The sequence below is a fragment of the Actinoplanes sp. NPDC051513 genome (genome assembly GCF_044454685.1).
In the GTDB taxonomy this organism is placed as follows: domain Bacteria; phylum Actinomycetota; class Actinomycetes; order Mycobacteriales; family Micromonosporaceae; genus Actinoplanes.
Genome location: NZ_JBITDW010000009.1, coordinates 22,608 through 41,078, shown reverse-complemented (window position 1 = coordinate 41,078; position 18,471 = coordinate 22,608). Strand labels below are relative to the sequence as shown.

Below are 18,471 nucleotides of genomic sequence, written 5' to 3'. Positions count from 1 at the left end.
CTATCGCGACAGCAGGGGCAGGACAGAAGAGCCGAGCAGGTCGACTCCCCGGTCGTCGGTGAGGCCGTGCGGCGTGCCGAACTCGACCCGCCGCACACCGGCGTCGATCAGCGCCTGGGCCTGCGCGGCCACCTGCGCGGGGGTGCCGGAGAAGGCGAACCGGTCCAGCACATCGTCGGGGATGAGCCGCCCGGCCGACTCGTGCCGGCCGGCGCCGACCAGCCGGGACACGGCGGCGACCAGGCCGTCCGGCAGCGTCACCGTCGGATCGAGGTCGGCGACGACGGCCAGGTACATGGCAACCTCGGTCCTGGCCTTCGCGCGCGCCGCCTCGCCGTCGGTGTCGACCACCGTCACCGCGCCCAGCACGATCCCCACGTCGTCGTTGCCCACCCGCGAACGGATCACCGGGACCATGTCGGGGTTGGCGCTGCCGCCCACCTTGATCTCGTCGGCGATCCGGCCGGCGAGGGCCGCTCCGCGCGGTCCCCACGCGCCGATCAGCAGCGGCGGGTCGGTGCGGTGCCGGTCGTAGCGCAGCACGGTGCCGGGATGGAGCGTGAACATCCGCCCGGCGTACCCGGAACGGTCGCCGCGGAGCAGGCGGCGGACCACCTCGGCCGCCTCCGTCAGGGCGGTGATCGGCCGCGGTTGCGGCAGGCCGACCGCGCCCAGCCAGGTGCCACGGGCGAGGCCGAGATACGCGCGCCCGTGCGAGGCGAGATCAAGCGCCGCGACCTGGCCCGCGATCTCATAGGGCGCCATCGAGTACGGGTTGAGGCAGGCCGGCCCGAGCCGCACCCGGCTGGTCGCGCCCGCCATCTCCAGCAGCGGAAAGATCGGCGGCTGGTACATCAGGTCGCCGAACACGGTCAGCACGTCGAAACCCGCGTCCTCCGCGGCGCGCGCGAGCCGAGCGTACGTGCCTGCGGGTTTGTCGCTTTGCAGACCGAGCCCGATCTCCGTACGCATCAGGTGAGGTCCGACGAGTTCATCCGCCGCTTGCCGGTGCGGGACACCCGCATGACCAGGCGCTCGCCCGGGTCGGGGCAGATGAAGTCGGAGTCCTGGGCGAGCCAGTCCCCCGCCGCGAGCTCACGCTGCTTGGCCGCGAGGAACGGCAGCACCGAGGCGAGCGCGTACACACAGAAGTGCTTGCCCTCGGGGATGGTCAGATGCGCGCTCTCGGTCAGGTCGAAGTAGTCGCCGACCGCCATGCCGCAGACCGACCGTCCCTCGATCCGGTCGACGCAGACCCGCAGATCGTAGATCTCCATGTCGCCGTCCTGATCGCTCATGATGTCCCCTCCTCCAGAAGAACGATGACCTTGCCGGTGGTGCGGCGGGCGGCCAGGTCGGCGAGCGCGGCGGGCGCTTCGTCCAACGAGACCACCCGGCTGACCGGGGGCCGCACCTCGCCCGAGGCGCACATGCGGAACAGTTCGTCGTAGGCGTGCCGCACCGCGGCCGGCCGAGCCCACGGGTAGCGCGATCCCCACGAGACGCCGATCAGGTCGGCGTTGCGGGCGATCAGCCGGGCCGGGTCGACCGGCGGCGGCGGCCCGGCGGCCATGCCGACGCTGACCAGCCGCCCCTCGAAGGCCAGGCAGTCCAGCGAGCGGCCGAGCAGGTCCCCGCCGACCGGGTCGACCACCACGTCGACGTGGTCGGCGGCCTTCTCGAAGTCGTCGTAGCCGACCGCGACGGCGGCACCCTGAGCCCGGCAGGCGGAGAGCTTGGCCGGGCTCCCCGCGGTGGCTATCACCCGGGCGCCGCGGGCCACCGCGAGCTGGGTGACCGCGATGCCGACCCCACCGGCGCCCGCGTGCACGAGCACGGTCTCGCCCGCGGCCACACGCGCCCGCTCCAGCGCGAACCACGCCGTCTGATAGGTGACCGGCAGCGCCGCCGCGGTCACCGGGTCCACCGTGGACGGGCGCTCGATCACCAGATCGGCGTCGATCGTGACCGACGAGCCGAGCGCGCCGTGCGGCAGCGCCGGGCAGGCCAGCACCTCCTTGCCCATCAGGCGCGAAGCGCCCGGCCCGGTCTCGACCACCCGGCCGGCCGTCTCCACGCCCGGCGTCATCGGGAAGTCCGGCCGCACCGGGTACTCGCCGCGGCACAGCGACACGTCGAGGAAGTTGAGCCCGGTCGCCCGCACGGCGATCCGCACCTGCCCCGGCCCGGGCGGTGGATCATCGGGGACCGAGGCCACCCGCAGCACGGAGGGCGGCTCCCCGAGGGAGGTCGCGATCAGCCGCCGGATCACGGCCGCACCAGTTCCGAGTGGTGGTGCACGATCCGCCAGCGCCCGTCGATGCAGCGCAGCACGTCGGTCACCCGGCTGCGCTGCTCGGGCCCGGCATCGGTCTCGCGGGCGACCAGCAGATACCGGGCCACACCGAACTCGCCCCACACGTCGATCCGCTTCTCGGTGGCGGCCAGCACGGCCAGTCGCGGCCGCTGCCCGGCCGAGTCGCGGGTCTCGCGATACTCGTCCAGCTCCCGCCGGTTCCGCAGCGGCCCGGGCAGGTGGGTCTCCCAGGTGGTGACGTCCTCGTGCAGGTGCTCGTCGAAGCGGTCCCGGTCGCCGGCGAGGAACGCCTTGTACATGTCGTCGATGCCGGCGGCGATGGCGGCCGCCCCGACCTCAGCGAAGCTCACTTGTCATCCCCGTCCCGCACGATGGCGCCGCCCTTCATCACCCAGCGCACGCCGCGGAACGCCGAGGCGTCCTCCAGCGGGTCGCCGGGCATCGCGATCAGGTCGGCGTACTTGCCCTCCTCGACCGTGCCGAGGTCCCGCTCGGCGCCGAGCCAGCGGATCGGGCCGCGGGTCGCCGCGTGCAGCGCCCGTGCCGGGCCCAGGCTCTCGGCGAGGTTCTCCAGCTCGCGTACGGTCGCGTTGGTCCCCTCGAACGACCAGAACGGCGGCATGTCGCTACCGAGCAGGATCTCCACCCCGGCCTCGACCGCCATCGCGAAGCTCTCCAGGTGCCGCGGCCCGGCGTCGAGCGACCGGCACTGCATCCACTCCGGCACGCCGAGCTCGTCGAAGAACTCCTTGCAGCGGGTCACCAGCAGGGTCGGCACCAGCGCCGTCCCGTTCGCCGCCATCGCCCGGGCGACGGACGGGGTGAGCTGGTAGCCGTGCTCGACGCAGTCCAGGCCCAGCGCCACCGCCGCCCCGATCACCTCGGCCGGTCCGGCGTGCGCGGTGACCTTGCGGCCCCACGCGTGCGCGGTCTCGATCACCGCGGCCATCTCGTCGGCGAACAGCTGCGGGGTCGAGATGCCCTCGTGCTCGCCGGCGATCCCGCCCGAGATCATCACCTTGATCAGGTCGGCGCCGGCCTTGATCTGGCTGCGCACGCCCTGCCGGAACCCGATCGGGCCGTCGCATTCGAGGGTGTCGCCGCTCTCGTGACCGTGGCCGCCGGTGCAGACCAGCGCCCGCCCGGCGGTGAACATGCGCGGCCCCGGCACCCGGCCCGCGGTGATCGCCCGGCGCAGCGCGAAGTCGGCGTGGTCCTTCTCGGCCACGTTGCGCACGGTGGTGACGCCGCAGTCGAGCGTGCGCCGGGCGCCGTCGGCCATGTAGAGCGCGAGGTCGTGCGGGCCGAGCTCCTTGACCCGGTCGCCGCCCTTGCCGGGCAGCGACAGCGAGAAGTGGGTGTGCATGTTGGCCAGGCCGGGGGTGACGAAGGCGCCGCCCAGGTCACGCTCCGCGATCGGTCCCGCTCGGCGGGCCTGTTGCGCCACTTTCGCGTACGGGCCGACGGCCGCGATCCGCTCGCCGGTGACCCAGATTCCGGCGTCCTTCTGGGGCGGCACCCCGTCGAGCACCCGGGCGTCCACTACGGTGCAGTTGCCGAGCAGCTGGTTCATGCGATCACCCCGTACACATCCCGGGCCGCCTCGGTGGAGACGTACCCCTCCTGAACGTCGTGGCGGACCGCGGCCGGGTCCCGGCCGGCCGGGTCGCCGTGCCCGCCGCCGCCGGCGGTCAGCAGCGTCACCCGGTCGCCGGCGCGGACCGGCGTGCGCTTGGTGCTGACCCGCCGCTCGCGGTCGGTGCCGGGGAAGACGACCACCCGGTTGGGCTCGGGCTGCCGGCCGCCGTCCAGCGCCCACGGCGCGCTCTTCGTCTTCTTGATGACCGACAGGAATTCGCCGTCGGTCACGAACCGGATGTCGCGGCGCAGCCCGCAGCCGCCGCGGAACCGGCCGGCGCCGCCCGAGTCGGTGCGGATCTGCACCCGTTCGAAGAACATCCCGGTCTTGGCCTCGAGCACCTCGACCGGGGTGTTGCGGGCCTGGGTCTGGCACAGGTGGTTGGCCGGGCCGATGCCGTCGTGGTCGCTCGTGCCGCCCCAGCCGACCGGGTCGTTGTTGCTGACCGCGAACATCCGCCCGGTGTCGGGGTGGGTGCCGACCATCATGAAGCCGGGCACGTCGCCGCCGCTGGAGGCGGGCAGCCGCTCGGGCATGCCCTGGGCGAGAGCCTTGTAGATCAGCTCGAGCGCGACCGTGCCGGTCCACTGGGTGAACGTCGCAGCCGGGTAGACGGCGTGGAACAGCGTGCCGGGCTCGGCGAGCACCCGCAGCGGCGCGAAATGGCCGGCGTTGGTCTGTTCGCCGGGCGTGGTGATGGCCTTGAACGCGACCCGGCAGGTGGCGATCGTCGCACCCAAGGGCAGATTCACCGGCCCGGGTACGGCGGGAGACGAGCCCGCGAAGTCGACCGTGAACGTGCCGTCGGCGATGGTGACCGTGGCCCGCATGAGGATCGGCTCGTCGCTGACCCCGTCGTCGTCCAGCCAGTCCTCGGCGTTCCACGTGCCCTGTGGCAGCCGCGCGACGGCCTCGGCCGCTGAGGAAGCGGCGGCCGCGACGAAGTAGTCGATCGCCTCGTCCACGATCGGCGCGCCATAGCCGGAGAAGATCTCGGCCACGCGGCGCTCGCCGGTGCGCAAGGCGGCGATCTGGGCGTGCAGGTCGCCGAGCACGAGGTCGGGCATGCGCGAGTTGAAGCGGATCAACTCATGCACGTCGTGGACCGGCTCGCCCGCCGAGTAGACCTTTGTGCCGGGAAATATCAGGCCTTCTTGGTGCATGTCGGTGGAATCCAAGACGTAACCGGGGTCCTTGGCCCCAAGGTCCATCCAATGGGCCCGGATGCAGAGGTAGGCAACCAGCTCCTCGGCGACGTACACCGGGGCGAACATCGTCGCGTCATAAGAGTGCGCCGCATTCCAGTAGGGGTAGTTGAGCAGCACGACATCGCCCGGGGCGAGAGCACCCACGTAGTCGACGCCCTTGCGGATCGAGTAGTCGTTGGCGCCGAGGAACCGGGACAGCCCGGTCGACTCGGCGACCAGCCGCAGCGACCGGTCGTAGATCGAGATCCCGAAGTCGTGCACCTCGTAGATGACCGGGTTGAACGCGGTGCGCACCAGCGCGGCCCGCATCTCCTCGGCCGCCGACACGAGGTGGTTGCGGATGACCTCGACCGTGGCCCCGTCAGTCATCGAGCTCTACCCCGTAGACATCGCGGGCCGCCGCGGCCGAGACGTATCCCTCGGCCACGTCCCGGTGGACCGCGGCCGGGTCGCGGTCGGCCGGCGCGCCATGGCCCCCGCCGCCCGCGGTGAGGATCGTGATCCGGTCGCCCGGAACCACGTTCGTGCGCTTGGTGCTGACCGTGTGCTCCCGGTCGGTGCCGGGGAAGACGACAATCCGGTTGGCGTCCGGGCGCTGCCCGCCGTTCAACGCCCACGGCCGGGTCTTGGTCTTCTTGATGACGGTGAGGAACTCGCCCGGAGTCACGAACTTGATGTCGCGCCGCAGCCCGCAGCCGCCGCGATGGGCTCCGGCCCCGCCCGAGTCGGCGCGGATCTCGACCCGTTCCATGAACATGCCGGTGCGGGCCTCCATCACCTCGACCGGCGTGCCCCGGCCGGTCGCGCCGGAGACGTGGGTGGCCGCGTCCGTGCCGTCGTGCTCGGCGGTGCCGCCCCAGCCGACCAGGTCGTTGTTGCTGACCGCGAACATCTGCCCGGTGTCGGGGTGGATGCCGACCATCATGAAGCCCGGCACGTCCCCGCCGCTGGAGGCCGGCAGCCGATCGGGCATGCCCTGGGCGAGCGCCTTGAGGATCAGCTCGAAGGCCACGATCCCGGTCCACAGCGTGAAGGTGGGCTGCGGGTAGATCGCGTGGAACAGCGTGCCTGGCTCGGCCCGCACCTCCAGCGGCGCGACCGTGCCGAAGTTGGACGGCTCGTCCGGCGAGGTCAGCGACTTGAGGATGACCTTGCAGATCGCCTCGGTGGCGCCGAACGGCATGTTGATCGGCCCGCGGGTGGCCGGCGAGGAACCGGCGAAGTCGACGATGAACCGCTCGTCGGCGATCGTGACGGTGACCTTCATGAGCACCGGGTCGTCGGAGATGCCGTCGTCGTCGACGTAGTCCTCGGCGGTCCAGGTGCCCTGCGGCAGAGCCGCAAGAGCCTGACGCGTACGGACTTCGCCGTCGGCGATGATGTGCTCGATCGCGGCGAGGACCGTCGGGCGGCCGAACTTCGCGTAGATCTCCAGCAGCCGCCGCTCGCCGGTGCGAAGCGCGGCGATCTGGGCGTGCAGGTCGCCGAGCACCGCGTCGGGCATCCGCGAGTTGAACTTGATGAGCTCGTGGATGTCGCGGACCGGCTGGCCGCGGGAGACCACCTTGGTGCCCGGGAAGAGCAGGCCCTCCTGGTGCACGTCGGTGGAGTCGAGCACATAGCCGGGATCCTTGGCGCCCAGGTCCATCCAGTGCGCCCGGATGCACAGGAACCCGATCAGGTCGTCGCCCTCGAAGACCGGCGCGAACAGGGTCGCGTCGTAGGCGTGCGCCGCGTTCCAGTACGGGTAGTTGAGCAGCACCACGTCGCCGGGGTGCAAATTGGAGATCCCCACGTACTCGACGCCCTTGCGCAGGGAGTAGTCGTTGGCGCCGAGGAACGAGGTGAGCCCGGTGGCCTCGGCGACCGGTCGCATCTGCGCGTCGTAGAGGGAGAGGCCGAAGTCGTGCACCTCGTATATGACCGGGTTGAACGAGGTGCGGATCAGGGTGGCCCGCATCTCCTCGGCGGCCGACAGCAGGTAGCTGCGCACCACTTCGACCTGTGCTCCGTCCAATGTGGTCATGCCGCCTCCTCCAGGGACACGAGCAGGTAGCCGTGGTCGTCGACGGTGACCCGCTGGCCGCTGGGCACGACGGTCGTCGAGGTTCCCTCGTCGACCAGGGCCGGGCCGGGGAAGGTGTCGCCGGCCTTCAACGTGTCGCGGTCGTACACGGCGAACGGGACGATCGCTCGCGTCCCGAAGTCGAAGGCGTCCCGGTGCGTACGAGGCGCCGCCGCCCCGGCGCCGCGATCCACCACCGGCAGGGCGGGCCGCGTCGTCCGGCCGATGCCCCGCACCCGCAGGTTGAGGATCTGCAGCGGGTTGCCCATCGTGTGGCCGTAGCGTGCATGGTGCAGCTCGTCGAAGGCACCACGAACCACCGCCGCGTCCAACGTGGACCCGACCGTGACCATCAGGCTGTGCTCCTGGCCCAGGTAGCGCAGCTCGAACTGCCGCTCGAGCACGCCCCCGCCGGCCGGCACGCCCTGCGCGGTCAGCGACGCTACCGCCTCGGCCTCGGTCTCCTTGAACAGCGGCTCCAGACCGGCCAGGTCGGCGTCGTCGAGCGTGGTCATCACCGTACGGCTGAAGTCGTTGACGATGTCGGCCGAAAGCATGCCCCAGGCCGAGAAGCCGGACGGCGCGAACGGGACGAGGACCTCGCCGATACCCATCTCGCGGGCCAGCAGCGGCGCGAGCAGCGGACCGGCCCCACCGAACGCGAGCAGCGAGAACACCCGCGGGTCGTGGCCGCGCTCGACGGTGATCTGCCGGACCGCGCCGACCGTCCTGGCGAGCAGCACGTCGAAGATGCCGGCCGCGGCGTCCGAGACACCGAGGCCCAGCGGTTCGGCGAGCTGCGAACGGATCGCGTCACGGGCGGCCTCGTCGGCCAGGCCCATCGTGCCGCCGAGAAAGCGTTGCGGGTCGACGAATCCGAGCACCACCGCGGCGTCGGTCACCGTGGGCCGCGTGCCGCCGCGGCCGTAACAGACCGGACCGGGCGCGGCGCCCGCGCTCTGCGGCCCGACCTTGAGCAACCCCCGGTCCAGCCAGGCGATCGAACCGCCGCCGGCGCCGATGGTGCGGATGTCGTACGTCGGAATCAGCAGCGGGAAATGCTCGAGCTGCGCCTCGTACGCGGCGACCGCGCTGCCCTTCTCGATGACGCAGGCGTCCAGCGAGGTGCCACCGATGTCGAACGTCAGCAGGTTGTCCCGGCCCAGTTCCTCGGCGAGGTAGGCGGCGCCCACGATGCCGCCGGCCGGCCCGGAGAGCACGGTGTGCGTCGGCGACGTCTTCGCCACCGCCCCGGTCATCGAGCCGCCGCCGGATCGCATGATGAGGAACCGCCCGGCGAACCCGCCCGCGGCCAGCCCGGCCTCGAGCTCGTCCACGTACCGCTCGAAGATCGGCCGGATGTACGCCTCGAGCACGGTGGTGCTGGTCCGCTCGTACTCGCGGTACTCCCGCACGATGTCGGTGGAGAGCGACAGGCTCACGTCCGGGTACGCCTCGCGGATGATGCGGGCCGCCTCGCGCTCGTGGGAGGGGTCGAGGAACGAGTGCAGGAAGCAGATCGCGATCGAGGTGACGCCTTGGACCTCGACAAGTTCGCGTGCCGCCGCCCGTACCGACGAAGGATCCAGGTCTTCGACGACATTGCCCTTGTAGTCGAGCCGGCCGGTCACGCCCGCGGTGAAACGGCGCTGCACCAGGCTTTCCGGGCGCTGGTAGCGGAAGTCGTACATGTGGTCGGCGGGCACGTTGCCGCGGCCGATCAGAAAGATGTCGCGGAAGCCCTCGTTGGTGATGATGCCGGTGTTGCCGCCGCGCCGCTCCAGCACCGCGTTGAGGCCGAGCGTGGTGCCGTGGATGAAGAGCTCCACTTCGGACAGATCCGTGCCGAGCGCGCCGATCGCGTTGAGCACGCCCTCGGCGGGGTGGGCCGGCGTGGTCGAGGCCTTCCGGAAGCGCACCTCGCCGGTCCGGGTGTCGAGTTCCATGGCGTCGACGAAGGTGCCGCCGATGTCGACGGCCAGCCGCACGGGACGGTCAGTCATGGGTGGCGCTCTTTCCGATCAGGGCGGGAATCTCCGGGACCCGCCAGCAGGCGGCCCGGCTCTCGCCGTACGGCTGAAGGGTCTGCTCCTGAGAGCGGCAGGCGTCGGTCACGAACGGGCAGCGGGCGGCCAGCGCACAACCCGCGGCCGCGTCGGCCTCGTCGAGGTCCTTGACCAGCGCGACGTCCGCGGTCCGGGTCTCGCCGAGCCGGGGCGCGCTGCCCAGCAACGCCCGCGTGTAGGGATGCTTGGGGTTCTCGAAGACCTCCTCGACCGGCCCTTCCTCGACCACGCGGCCGAGATAGAGCACGACGACCCGGTCGGCGAAGCCGCGCACGGTGGCGAGATCGTGCGAGATGAAGACGGAGCCGTGCCCCGCGTCCGCGGCGACATCGGCGATGACGTCGAGGATCTGGGCCTGCACGGTGACGTCGAGCGCGCTGGTCGGCTCGTCGAAGACGATCAGGTCGGGCTCGCCGACCAGCGCCCGCGCGATGCCGACCCGCTGCGCCTGCCCGCCGGAGAGCTCGTGCGGCAGGCGGTCGAGAATCGAACGGTCGAGCTCCATCCGGCCGAGCGCCTTTTCGACCCGCTGCGCCCGTTCCGTCGCGGAGACCTTGGCGGCACGCAAGGGCTCCGCGATCGAGTCCTTGACCGTACGGCGGGGGCTGAGCGACCCGACCGGATCCTGGAACACCATCTGCGCCCGGCTCCGCTCGCCGCGACTCAGCTTGCGGACATCCTTGCCCGCGACCGCGACGGTCCCCTCGGACGGCTCGACCAGGCCCATGACGAGCTTCGCGAGGGTGCTCTTCCCGCAACCGCTCTCACCGACCACGCCCAGCGTCTCGCCCTTCTTCAGTTCGAGGCTGACCCCGCGCAGCGCGTGATGTCCACCGGAACCGAAGCGGCTGCGATAGACGACGTGTGCGTCCTCGATCTTCAGAACAACGGCACCGGGGTTGGTGGCGGTCACCTCGAGCGCGGCCGTCCCAGACTCGGCGAGCGGGCCGTCCTGCGGGTGGAAGCAAGCGAGCGACCAGCCGCCGGCCAACTCCTTCGTCGGCGGGCGGGTGGTGCGGCATTCGTCGGTGGCGTGGGCGCAGCGTGGGGCGAACGGGCAGTCGTGCGGCGCGTCCTTGAGCAGCGGCATGCCGCCGGCCGTCGCCACCACCTTGCCGCCGCTAACGTCCGGGACTGAGCGCAGCAACGCCCGTGTGTAGGGGTGAGCCGGCTCCTTCAGCACCTTTGACGCCAGGCCGGACTCGACGACGGTGCCGGCGTAGAGGACGACGACCCGGTCGCAGACCTCGGCGATCGACGCGAGGTCGTGTGAGATCAGCAGGACGCCCCGGCCGTCGGTGTCGGCGGCGTGCCGGAACTGGCGCAGGATCTCGCGGGTCAGCGTCACGTCGAGGCCGGTGGTCGGCTCGTCGGCGATGAGCAGGCCGGGCGCGCACCCGGTGGCCAGCGAGATCATCACGCGCTGGGCCATGCCGCCGGAGAGCTCGTGCGGGTAGGCGGTCAGCCGTTGGCCGGGGTTGCGGATGCCGACCGCCGCGAAGAGGTCCTTCGCCGCGGCGGACGCCTGGTCGGCGGCCATGTCCTGGTGCGTCACGAGGCGGTCGATCAACTGCCTTCCGACCGTACGCGTCGGGCTGAGCGCACCCCGCGGATTCTGGAAGCAGATCGCCGCGCCCCGCCCGCGATGCGCAGCGAGCGCGGCGGGGTCCATGCGCAGCACGTCGGCGCCGTCGAACCCGACCCGGCCGGTGGCCTGCGAGCCCGGCGGCAGCATGCCGACGATCGCCCGCGCGACCATGCTCTTGCCGCCGCCGCTCTCGCCCACCAGGCCGACCACCTCGCCGGGAGCGACCGAGAAGCTCACGTCGCTGAGCGCCGCGACCTGACGGCCGGGCCGCCGGATCACCACCGAGAGATCCGAGATGTCGAGCATGGTCACCGCCTCCTCGCGTCCGCGCGTTCCTGCAGGCCCTCGCCGAGCAGGCTGAAGCCGAGAACGCAGACGAGCAGGGCCAGGCCGGGCGGCACCGAGGTCCACCAGCGGCCGGCGACGACGTCCGACGTGCCCAGGCTGATCATCGAGCCCCACTCGGCGGTCGGCACCGTGATACCCAGGCCGAGGAAGGACAGGCCGGCCAGGGTGAGCATGGCCCAGCCGCAGTTGAGCGGGGCGATCACCCGGACCGGGGTGAGGCTGTTGGGCAGCAGGTGCCGCCAGAGGATGCCGGCGGTCGAGACGCCCGAGGTCTTGGCGGCGTCGACGTAGGGCATCTCGCGCAGCGTGCGAACTTCGGCACGGACCAATCTCGCGTACGCCGGCGCGTTGACCAGCGCGATCGTGATGACCAGGTTGCCGAACCCGTCGCCGAGCAGCGCCGCCACCGCGAGCGCCAGGATGAAGGTGGGGAATGCCTGGAAGATGTCGACGATCCGCATGAGCACGTCGTCGATCCAGCCGCCCAGATAGCCGGCGAGCAGTCCGAGGACCGTGCCGGCCACCACGGCGAGGGCGACCGCGCAGACCGCGATGCCCAGATCGATCCGGCCGGCGTGCAGCACCCGGCTCCACACGTCCATGCCGTTGCCGTCGGTGCCGAGCAGGTGGCTGCCGCCGGGCGGCGCGAGCGTGCCGGACGGGTCGATCTCGGTGGGTCCCCACTTCGACAGCAGCGGGGCGAAAATGGCGGCGAGCGCGGCCACCACCAGGATCGCGCCGCCCACCCAGACGAGCGTCCGGGCGAAGCGGCCGTCGCGGCCACCGACCGTGATGGGGGCGAGCTGGACCTCGGCCATCAGATCCTCACTCTCGGGTCGAGCATCGCGTGCACCACGTCGGCGATGAGGAAGACGAGCACGTAGCAGAGCGCGAAGACCAGCACCGATGCCTGCACGACCGGGTAGTCGCGGTAGAGCAGGCCGCGCAGCGCCCACTGGCCGAAGCCCTGCCAGGAGAAGACGTACTCGACCAGCACGGTCGAGCCGATCGCGGCGCCGAAGACCAGCGCGGCCAGCGACGGCAGCCGCACCAGGGCGGCGCGGCGCAGATAGCCCCGCAACAGGGTGCGTTGCGGCAATCCGTGCGCGGCCGCCGCGGCGTACGCCTCGGACCTGAGCACCTCGAGGGCCGACGCCCGGACGCTGCGCAGCAGCGGCGCCAGCACCCCGATGACCAGCGTGAGCACCGGCAGCACCAGATGCGCGGCCGCCGACGCGGCGGCCGGGCCGTTGCCCGTGATGATGGCGTCGACCAGGTCGGCGCCGGTGATCGGCGTGAGGTTGGTGTCCGGGTCGACCCGGCCGCTCGGCGCCGGGAACCAGCCCAGCGCCGCGTAGCCGACCAGGATCAGCACCAGGCCCAGCCAGAACTCCGGGATCGAGTTGCCGAACAGCGCGAACACCCGCACGGTGTGGTCGGCGATCCGGTCGGCCCGTCGCGCCGACCAGATGCCCAGCCAGATCGCCAGCAGCACGGCGATCGTCACCGCGATCACCACGAGCTCGAAGGTGGGCCCGATGCGCAGCGCCATCTCGTCGCGCACCGGGCTGCCACTCTGGATCGAGGTGCCGAAGTCGCCGGTGACCAGGCCGCCCAGATAGTCGAGGAACTGCTTCCACAGCGGCTGGTCGAGGCCGAACCGGGCGCGGGCCGCCTCGGCGTCGGCCTCGGTGGCGTTGGGCCCGAGGATGCTGCGGATCGGGTCGCCCGGCAGAACACGTACCAGCAGGAAGGTCAGCACGACCACCCCGAGCAGAACCGGGATCAGCTGGAGCAGCCGGCGACCGACGAAACGCAGGACACGCATCGAATCAGGCCGTGGCGCTCAGGTAGCGGAGGCGGGCCAGGCCGTCCATCGGTTGCACCCAGCCCGACACCTTCTCGCGTACGGGAAGGTTGAAGTTGGGCTGGCAGATGATCACCCAGGGCACGTCGGCGGCGAGGATCTCCTGAACGCGGGCCCAGAGCTGCTTGCGCGCGGCGTCCTCCACGGTCGTGTGCGACTTCGTGTAGATCTCCTCAAGCTCCGCGTTGACGTAATTTGAGTAGTTCAGGGCGGCGCCCTTCACGAAGCTGGTCGCCAGCATGTACTCCACGTCGTTCACCCAGAGCTGCCCGGTGGTGATCTGCAGCGGGATGCTCTTCTTGGTGCGTCGCTCGCCGAGCGTCGCGGGGTCGAGCGGGGTGAGCTTGAGGGTGATGCCGGCCTTCGCGGCCTCCGACTGCACCTGCACGGCGATCTTCTGCTGCTCGTCGTTGTTGGCCTCGAAGACGAGCTCGGACGAGATGCTCGGCTTGCCCGCGGCGGCCAGCGCGGCCTTCGCCTTGTCCAGGTCATACGCGTACGGGTAACCCGTCTCGGCGTAGCCGGGCATGTCCAGCGGGACGATGCTCTTGGTGGGCCGCGCGTCCCCGCCGTACACATTCTTGATGATCTGGTCGTAGGGCACCGCGTAGGCCAGGGCCTTGCGCACGTTCACGTCGTTGAACGGCGCCGTGGTCACGGACATCTGGATGGCCACCTGGTTGTTGCTGGCCGCCGAGAGCACCTTGATGCCGTCGGCCTTCTTCAGGTCCTGCAGGTCCTGGCCGGTGATGCCGAGCGCGATGTCGATGTCGCCGGCCTGCAGCTGCAGCCGCTGGTTGGCGGCGGCCGGCACCACCGAGATGCGGATCGTGGGGGTCTTGGCCGGGTCGGGCCCGGGGTAGCCGGTGTTCGCGCTGAGCTCGATCTCCTGGCCCTGCGTCGCCTTGGAGACGTTGAAGTAGCCGCCGGTCGGCGCGTTCTTGGCGAACCACTCCTTGGCCCACGGGTCGGCGTCGGTGGCGTGCTTCTTGGCCTCGACCGAGTCGAAGACGTACAGCGAGATCGCCTGGATCTGCTTGGTGAGCGCGCTCGGGAAGTCCTGGTGGAACTCGACCGTGTAGTCGTCCTTGACCACGACCTGCTCGGCCTTGGTGAGCCCGATTGTCCGGTAGATGCCGGCGACGTTGGCCTGGGCCGCGAACGCCCGGTCCTTCGACCACTTCACGTCGGCGGCCTTCATCTCGTTGCCGCTGGCGAACTTGACGCCCGTGCGCAGCTTGAGCGTCCAGACCTTCTGCGAGGCGTCCGGCTCGAACGACTCGGCGAACGTCGGGGAGATGTTCTGGGTGTCGAGGATCTGGCTGTCGCCGGCCTTGGTGACCCCGTAATCGATCATGTACGGGTACACGTTCTTGAACAGCATCAGCGCGGTCAGGTCGAAGCCGACGAAGTCCTGGTCCCAGCTCGAGAGGTAGCTGGAGACGGCGATCCGCAGGGTGCTGGCGGCCGGCCCGGCCGAGGCGCCGGTCTTGGACTCGGACTTGCTGCCGGCCGCGCAGGCGCCGGTCGTGCCCGTCGCCAGAAGAAGCGCCACGCTGCCACCGAGTTGCAGCAGTCCGCGGCGAGAAATGGTGTTTTCGGGGCGCAAAGAGCGAGCCATGGGGTGGTCCTCCTAGAGCCGAACGGCTGGGGCCCGCCGAGCGGACCTGCTGGAGTTCTACCGGATAACGTGAGAGTGAACAAGAGCCCCGGCGTTGTTCACTCAGCGATAACTCCATTTGGTGAACGCTCTCGGCCGAACAGCCGATTACCTGCGCAGAAAGAGTTCACACGCGTTCACGCGCCTGATACACGCGTCTGTTCACCGAGCCCTATTGCCACCCTCTCCGGGCGGCGCCTGGTGCGACGCGCCTACGGTATGACCGTGACGAACGAGAGGCCCGATTCCGGGATCGTCCGCTGGGCGCCCCCAGGCGCGGGTGAGACCGCCACGACCGTGTACGACGGCACGTTCCGCGAGCCGGCCGGTGGCATGACCGAGTTCCTGCTGGTCTACAAGTTCGGGCTGGCCGAGATCAACACGAAGGTCACCATCCTGGCCGAGGAACTGGCGCACAAGGGCCGCGGCAACCCCATCGAGCACGTCCTGCCCCGCCTCAAGACTCCCGCCAGCATCACCGCCAAGGCGCGGCGCATCGAGTGCCCGCTCACCTTCGACGATCTCCGGTCGAGAATCCGCGACATCGCCGGCATCCGCATCGTGTGCAGCTTCGTCTCGGACGTCTACACGGTCGCCGAGATGCTCACCCGCCAGCCCGACGTCCACCTGGTGGTGACCAAGGACTACATCGCCAACCCGAAGGAGAACGGCTATCGCAGCCTGCACCTGATCGTCGAGATCCCGGTCTTCCTCTCCGACCGCGTGGTCCCGGTGCCGGTCGAGGTGCAGCTGCGCACGGTCGCGATGGACTTCTGGGCCAGCCTCGAACACAAGATCTACTATAAGTACGATCCGGACATTCCACCCGAGCTACGCGAGGAGCTGTCGGCGGCCGCCGCCGACGCCGCCCGCCTCGACCAGCGCATGGAACGCCTGCACCGCGAGATCCACGGCCCGCGCCGGTAACCTCTCCCCGCATGTGGAGAAGAGCATGGCGTGCGGTCGGCGCGTGGCCCGGGTTCACGCCGGTCGCCCGGCGGCTGGTGACGATCGACCGGTGGCTGGGGCGGGTGACCCGCGGCCGGGTCGTGGCGCTGGGCATGGCCCCGTCCCTCATGCTCACCACGACCGGGCGACACAGCGGGCTGCCCCGCAGCAACCCCTTGCAGTTCGTCCGCGACGGCGACAGCCTGGTCGTGATCGCCTCGAACTGGGGCGGCGAGAGGGATCCGGCCTGGGCCTGGAACCTGCGGGCCAACCCCGCCGCCCAGGTGACGCTGGGCGGCCAGGAACTGCCGGTCACGGCCCGCGAGACCGTCGGCGAGGAACGCCAGCGCCTCTGGGACCTGATCGTCGACCAGTGGCCGGGTTACGAGGCCTACCGCACCCGCGCCTCCCACCGGACGCTGCGCATCTTCCGCCTCACGCCCTGACTCCGCCCGCCGGACCGAGATTTCGATGCGATGCCGCCTCGCCGGCCCGGTCACCCCTCGGCGTAGCTCAGCTCGAGCACGATGTTCCCGCGCCGGTCGAGGCGGGCCGCGGTCACCGGCGCCGCGGTGCGCACCGCCCCACCCGGATTTCGCGCGGTGAGCTCACCCATTCGGACGCAGCCGGCGACGTCCCCCGAGGACGGCGCCGGACGTGGCCGGATCTGTGGGAAATTAGTCCGCACGGACATGGTCGCGGGCGTAGGGCGGGCACGATGCTGGGTCGTGCGCATTGTCTCGACGTCCGGCGCCGGCGTGGTGACATCCTCACGCGTACGGCTGGGAGCGGACGCCACGCCGGAGAGCCTGCCCCGCCGCCTGGGCACCCTCGTGGTGCCGGGGCGCTCGGACTGGCGGGCCGCGGTACGCGACCAGCCGGTTCTCACCGCGGTGGCCGAGCTCGCGTCTCGGGCCCGCCGGGTGGCCTCGGTGTGCGCGGGCGCGTTCCTGCTCGCCGAGGCCGGCCTGCTCGACGGGCGCCGGGCCACCACCCATTGGCAGCTCGCCGGCGACCTGGCCCGCGCGTACCCGAAGGTGACCGTCGACAGCGACCCGGTCTTCGCCCGCGACGGCGCGGTCATCACGTCGGCGGGGGTCACCGCCGGCATCGACCTGGCGCTGGCCCTGGTCGAGGAGGACCACGGCGCCGGCCTGGCCCGCGAGGTGGCCCGGCACCTGGTGGTGTTCCTGGCCCGCCCGGCCGGCCAGTCCCAGTTCAGCGCCCGTCTCAGCGTCCGGGAGGCGGATCATCCGGTGCTGCGCGCCGCGATGGACGCCGTCACCACCGACCCGGCGGCCGACCACGCCACCGAGCGGCTCGCGTCGAGGGCCGGAGTCAGCCCGCGTCGCCTGACCCGGCTCTTCCGGGCGCACACCGGCCTGAGCCCGGGCGAGTACGTGGAGTCGATCCGGGTGGAAGCCACCCAGGTGCTGCTGGAGAGCGGCCTCGACTCGGTGGAAAGCGTCGCGGCGACGGCCGGGTTCGGCTCGGGCGAGACGATGCGGCGGGCCTTCCATCAGCGTCTCGGGGTCTCCCCCAGCACCTACCGCGCGCGGTTCCGCTCCACGCTCAGCGATACCTCAGACTGAGGGTGATACAACGCGGACCATGCGTATCGTGTTCGTCGCCGCCCCGCTCCAGGGACACCTGCTGCCACTGATCCCGCTGGCCGCTGCCTGCCGCGACGCCGGGCACGACGTGGTCCTGGCCTCCGGTGGCTTCCCGCCCGACGTGCTGGGCCTGCGCACCGCCGACATCGGCGCCGCGTTCAGCCTGCCGCGCAGCGCGGTCCGCGTGGCGCTGCGTCACCCGCGCGTGGCCCGCGACGAGATGCGCGGCGTCGCCGGGCACGCCATGGTCGGCGAGCTCTTCGGCCGGGCCAACCTGGCCCTGGTCGAGCCGCTGCAGGCGCTGGCCGAGCGGGAGCAGCCCGACCTGATCGTCTTCGAGTCGCTGGGCGAGGCGGGCGCGATCGTCGGCGGGCGGTTGTGCATCCCCACGGCGCTGCAGGAGAACACCCTGTGGCCGGCCACCGACCTCTTCCGTGCGGTCACCACCAGCAGCGCCCTGGCCAAGCTCGACATCCCGAACCCCGAGCTGACCATCACCGTCATCCCGCCGAGCATGCGCGAGGCGCCCACGCCGGGAGCGATCCCGATGCGGCCGGTCCCGTACTCGGGCGGCGGCGCGATCCCCGACTGGCTGCTCGAGCCGGGCGACCGTCCCCGGGTCCTGGTCAGCCGCAGCACGCTCGCCGGCCCGAACGACGGCGACCCGGGACCGGCGGTCGTCGCCGCGGCCGCCGACGTCGACGCCGAGTTCGTGCTGGTGCGGCCGGCCGCCACGCGCGGGCTGCCGGCGAACGTGCGCGCGGTCGACCGCGTACCCATCAATCTTGCCCTTCCCCACGCCGCGGCGTTCATCCATCACGCCGGCGCCGGCAGCGTCCTCGGCGGCCTCGCCGCCGGCCTGCCCCAGCTCACCACGCCGGGCGCCGGCGATCGCCGCCACAACGCCGAGCTGCTCGCCCGGCGCGGCGCGGGCCTGATGGTCGAGGCGAAGGCCATCACCGCAGCCGACTTGACCCGTCTGCTGACCGACGAGAGCCTGCTCGCCGCGGCGCGTGAGGTGGCGGCCGAGATTGCCGCCATGCCGGCGCCGGCCACTGTGGTCCCCGCGCTCGAAAAGCTGGTCAGCGGCTGAAAGCGACAGACCTCCGCGGCCCTGGCGGGCAAGATGATGACGAAAGCCAGTCGAGTGGA

At 71.4% G+C, this 18,471-nt stretch carries 17 protein-coding genes; 4 read left to right on the top strand and 13 right to left on the bottom strand.

Translation table 11 applies throughout. From position 1 onward, the window contains the following. Genes ACIA5D_RS27560 through ACIA5D_RS27505 form a run of 12 tightly spaced genes read right to left on the bottom strand, consistent with a single transcriptional unit; the run spans nucleotide 1 to nucleotide 14,653 of the window. On the bottom strand, nucleotides 1-972 hold the full coding sequence (locus tag ACIA5D_RS27560) for an LLM class flavin-dependent oxidoreductase (RefSeq protein WP_396033128.1): 972 nt from the start codon (nucleotides 970-972) through the stop codon (nucleotides 1-3). Then, nucleotides 972-1,298 carry a TIGR04076 family protein gene (locus ACIA5D_RS27555; protein ID WP_396033127.1) on the bottom strand — a complete coding sequence of 109 codons (327 nt, stop codon included), beginning with the start codon at nucleotides 1,296-1,298 and terminating at the stop codon, nucleotides 972-974. Before ACIA5D_RS27555 ends, ACIA5D_RS27560 begins: the two co-directional genes overlap by 1 nt. Further along, on the bottom strand, nucleotides 1,295-2,272 hold the full coding sequence (locus ACIA5D_RS27550) for a zinc-binding dehydrogenase (RefSeq protein WP_396033126.1): 978 nt from the start codon (nucleotides 2,270-2,272) through the stop codon (nucleotides 1,295-1,297). Before ACIA5D_RS27550 ends, ACIA5D_RS27555 begins: the two co-directional genes overlap by 4 nt. Continuing rightward, nucleotides 2,269-2,667, bottom strand: a complete 399-nt coding sequence (locus ACIA5D_RS27545) for a nuclear transport factor 2 family protein (RefSeq protein WP_396033125.1) — start codon at nucleotides 2,665-2,667, stop codon at nucleotides 2,269-2,271. The genes ACIA5D_RS27550 and ACIA5D_RS27545 overlap by 4 nt, the downstream gene beginning before the upstream one ends. Next, nucleotides 2,664-3,890, bottom strand: coding sequence for an amidohydrolase family protein (locus ACIA5D_RS27540; RefSeq protein WP_396033124.1), 1,227 nt, complete (start codon nucleotides 3,888-3,890; stop codon nucleotides 2,664-2,666). Before ACIA5D_RS27540 ends, ACIA5D_RS27545 begins: the two co-directional genes overlap by 4 nt. Beyond that, complete coding sequence (locus ACIA5D_RS27535) at nucleotides 3,887-5,533, bottom strand: hydantoinase B/oxoprolinase family protein (protein ID WP_396033123.1); 1,647 nt, start codon at nucleotides 5,531-5,533, stop codon at nucleotides 3,887-3,889. Before ACIA5D_RS27535 ends, ACIA5D_RS27540 begins: the two co-directional genes overlap by 4 nt. Next, nucleotides 5,526-7,190, bottom strand: coding sequence for a hydantoinase B/oxoprolinase family protein (locus ACIA5D_RS27530; protein WP_396033122.1), 1,665 nt, complete (start codon nucleotides 7,188-7,190; stop codon nucleotides 5,526-5,528). The genes ACIA5D_RS27535 and ACIA5D_RS27530 overlap by 8 nt, the downstream gene beginning before the upstream one ends. Then, nucleotides 7,187-9,232: a hydantoinase/oxoprolinase family protein gene (locus ACIA5D_RS27525; RefSeq protein WP_396033120.1), complete on the bottom strand. Its 2,046-nt coding sequence runs from the start codon at nucleotides 9,230-9,232 to the stop codon at nucleotides 7,187-7,189. Before ACIA5D_RS27525 ends, ACIA5D_RS27530 begins: the two co-directional genes overlap by 4 nt. Beyond that, complete coding sequence (locus ACIA5D_RS27520; protein WP_396033465.1) at nucleotides 9,225-11,189, bottom strand: dipeptide ABC transporter ATP-binding protein; 1,965 nt, start codon at nucleotides 11,187-11,189, stop codon at nucleotides 9,225-9,227. Before ACIA5D_RS27520 ends, ACIA5D_RS27525 begins: the two co-directional genes overlap by 8 nt. Nucleotides 11,190-11,191: 2 nt before the next feature. After that, nucleotides 11,192-12,049 (bottom strand): ABC transporter permease, encoded by an 858-nt coding sequence (locus ACIA5D_RS27515; protein WP_396033119.1) that lies wholly within the window; start codon nucleotides 12,047-12,049, stop codon nucleotides 11,192-11,194. Beyond that, the gene (locus ACIA5D_RS27510) at nucleotides 12,049-13,059 is read right to left on the bottom strand and encodes an ABC transporter permease (protein WP_396033118.1); all 1,011 of its coding nucleotides are present in this window, start codon (nucleotides 13,057-13,059) and stop codon (nucleotides 12,049-12,051) included. The genes ACIA5D_RS27515 and ACIA5D_RS27510 overlap by 1 nt, the downstream gene beginning before the upstream one ends. A gap of 4 nt (nucleotides 13,060-13,063) precedes the next feature. After that, nucleotides 13,064-14,653 carry an ABC transporter substrate-binding protein gene (locus ACIA5D_RS27505; protein ID WP_396033117.1) on the bottom strand — a complete coding sequence of 530 codons (1,590 nt, stop codon included), beginning with the start codon at nucleotides 14,651-14,653 and terminating at the stop codon, nucleotides 13,064-13,066. 324 nt (nucleotides 14,654-14,977) lie between these two features. On the opposite strand from ACIA5D_RS27505, the gene ACIA5D_RS27500 reads away from it, so the two are divergent. Together ACIA5D_RS27500 and ACIA5D_RS27495 are read left to right on the top strand one after the other, a co-directional pair. Beyond that, nucleotides 14,978-15,685 (top strand): GTP pyrophosphokinase family protein, encoded by a 708-nt coding sequence (locus tag ACIA5D_RS27500; RefSeq protein ID WP_396033116.1) that lies wholly within the window; start codon nucleotides 14,978-14,980, stop codon nucleotides 15,683-15,685. 11 nt (nucleotides 15,686-15,696) lie between these two features. Further along, complete coding sequence (locus tag ACIA5D_RS27495) at nucleotides 15,697-16,152, top strand: nitroreductase/quinone reductase family protein (RefSeq protein ID WP_396033115.1); 456 nt, start codon at nucleotides 15,697-15,699, stop codon at nucleotides 16,150-16,152. A gap of 50 nt (nucleotides 16,153-16,202) precedes the next feature. On the opposite strand, the gene ACIA5D_RS27490 is transcribed toward ACIA5D_RS27495, so the two are convergent. Next, nucleotides 16,203-16,400 (bottom strand): hypothetical protein, encoded by a 198-nt coding sequence (locus tag ACIA5D_RS27490; protein ID WP_396033114.1) that lies wholly within the window; start codon nucleotides 16,398-16,400, stop codon nucleotides 16,203-16,205. A gap of 34 nt (nucleotides 16,401-16,434) precedes the next feature. Here ACIA5D_RS27490 and ACIA5D_RS27485 point away from each other — a divergent pair, with 34 nt between their 5' ends. Together ACIA5D_RS27485 and ACIA5D_RS27480 are read left to right on the top strand one after the other, a co-directional pair. Further along, a complete protein-coding gene (locus ACIA5D_RS27485) occupies nucleotides 16,435-17,298 on the top strand; it encodes a GlxA family transcriptional regulator (RefSeq protein WP_396033112.1) in 864 nt (287 codons plus the stop codon). A gap of 19 nt (nucleotides 17,299-17,317) precedes the next feature. Continuing rightward, a complete protein-coding gene (locus ACIA5D_RS27480; RefSeq protein WP_396033111.1) occupies nucleotides 17,318-18,412 on the top strand; it encodes a nucleotide disphospho-sugar-binding domain-containing protein in 1,095 nt (364 codons plus the stop codon). The last annotated feature ends 59 nt before the right edge of the window (nucleotides 18,413-18,471 follow it).

Coding starts and splice junctions, on each gene's coding strand:
- ACIA5D_RS27560 (WP_396033128.1), bottom strand. CDS start 972: ATGCGTACGGAGATCGGGCTCGGTCTGCAAAGCGACAAACCCGCAGGC.
- ACIA5D_RS27555 (WP_396033127.1), bottom strand. CDS start 1,298: ATGAGCGATCAGGACGGCGACATGGAGATCTACGATCTGCGGGTCTGC.
- ACIA5D_RS27540 (WP_396033124.1), bottom strand. CDS start 3,890: ATGAACCAGCTGCTCGGCAACTGCACCGTAGTGGACGCCCGGGTGCTC.
- ACIA5D_RS27535 (WP_396033123.1), bottom strand. CDS start 5,533: ATGACTGACGGGGCCACGGTCGAGGTCATCCGCAACCACCTCGTGTCG.
- ACIA5D_RS27530 (WP_396033122.1), bottom strand. CDS start 7,190: ATGACCACATTGGACGGAGCACAGGTCGAAGTGGTGCGCAGCTACCTG.
- ACIA5D_RS27525 (WP_396033120.1), bottom strand. CDS start 9,232: ATGACTGACCGTCCCGTGCGGCTGGCCGTCGACATCGGCGGCACCTTC.
- ACIA5D_RS27520 (WP_396033465.1), bottom strand. CDS start 11,189: ATGCTCGACATCTCGGATCTCTCGGTGGTGATCCGGCGGCCCGGCCGT.
- ACIA5D_RS27515 (WP_396033119.1), bottom strand. CDS start 12,049: ATGGCCGAGGTCCAGCTCGCCCCCATCACGGTCGGTGGCCGCGACGGC.
- ACIA5D_RS27510 (WP_396033118.1), bottom strand. CDS start 13,059: ATGCGTGTCCTGCGTTTCGTCGGTCGCCGGCTGCTCCAGCTGATCCCG.
- ACIA5D_RS27500 (WP_396033116.1), top strand. CDS start 14,978: ATGACCGTGACGAACGAGAGGCCCGATTCCGGGATCGTCCGCTGGGCG.
- ACIA5D_RS27495 (WP_396033115.1), top strand. CDS start 15,697: ATGTGGAGAAGAGCATGGCGTGCGGTCGGCGCGTGGCCCGGGTTCACG.
- ACIA5D_RS27490 (WP_396033114.1), bottom strand. CDS start 16,400: ATGTCCGTGCGGACTAATTTCCCACAGATCCGGCCACGTCCGGCGCCG.
- ACIA5D_RS27480 (WP_396033111.1), top strand. CDS start 17,318: ATGCGTATCGTGTTCGTCGCCGCCCCGCTCCAGGGACACCTGCTGCCA.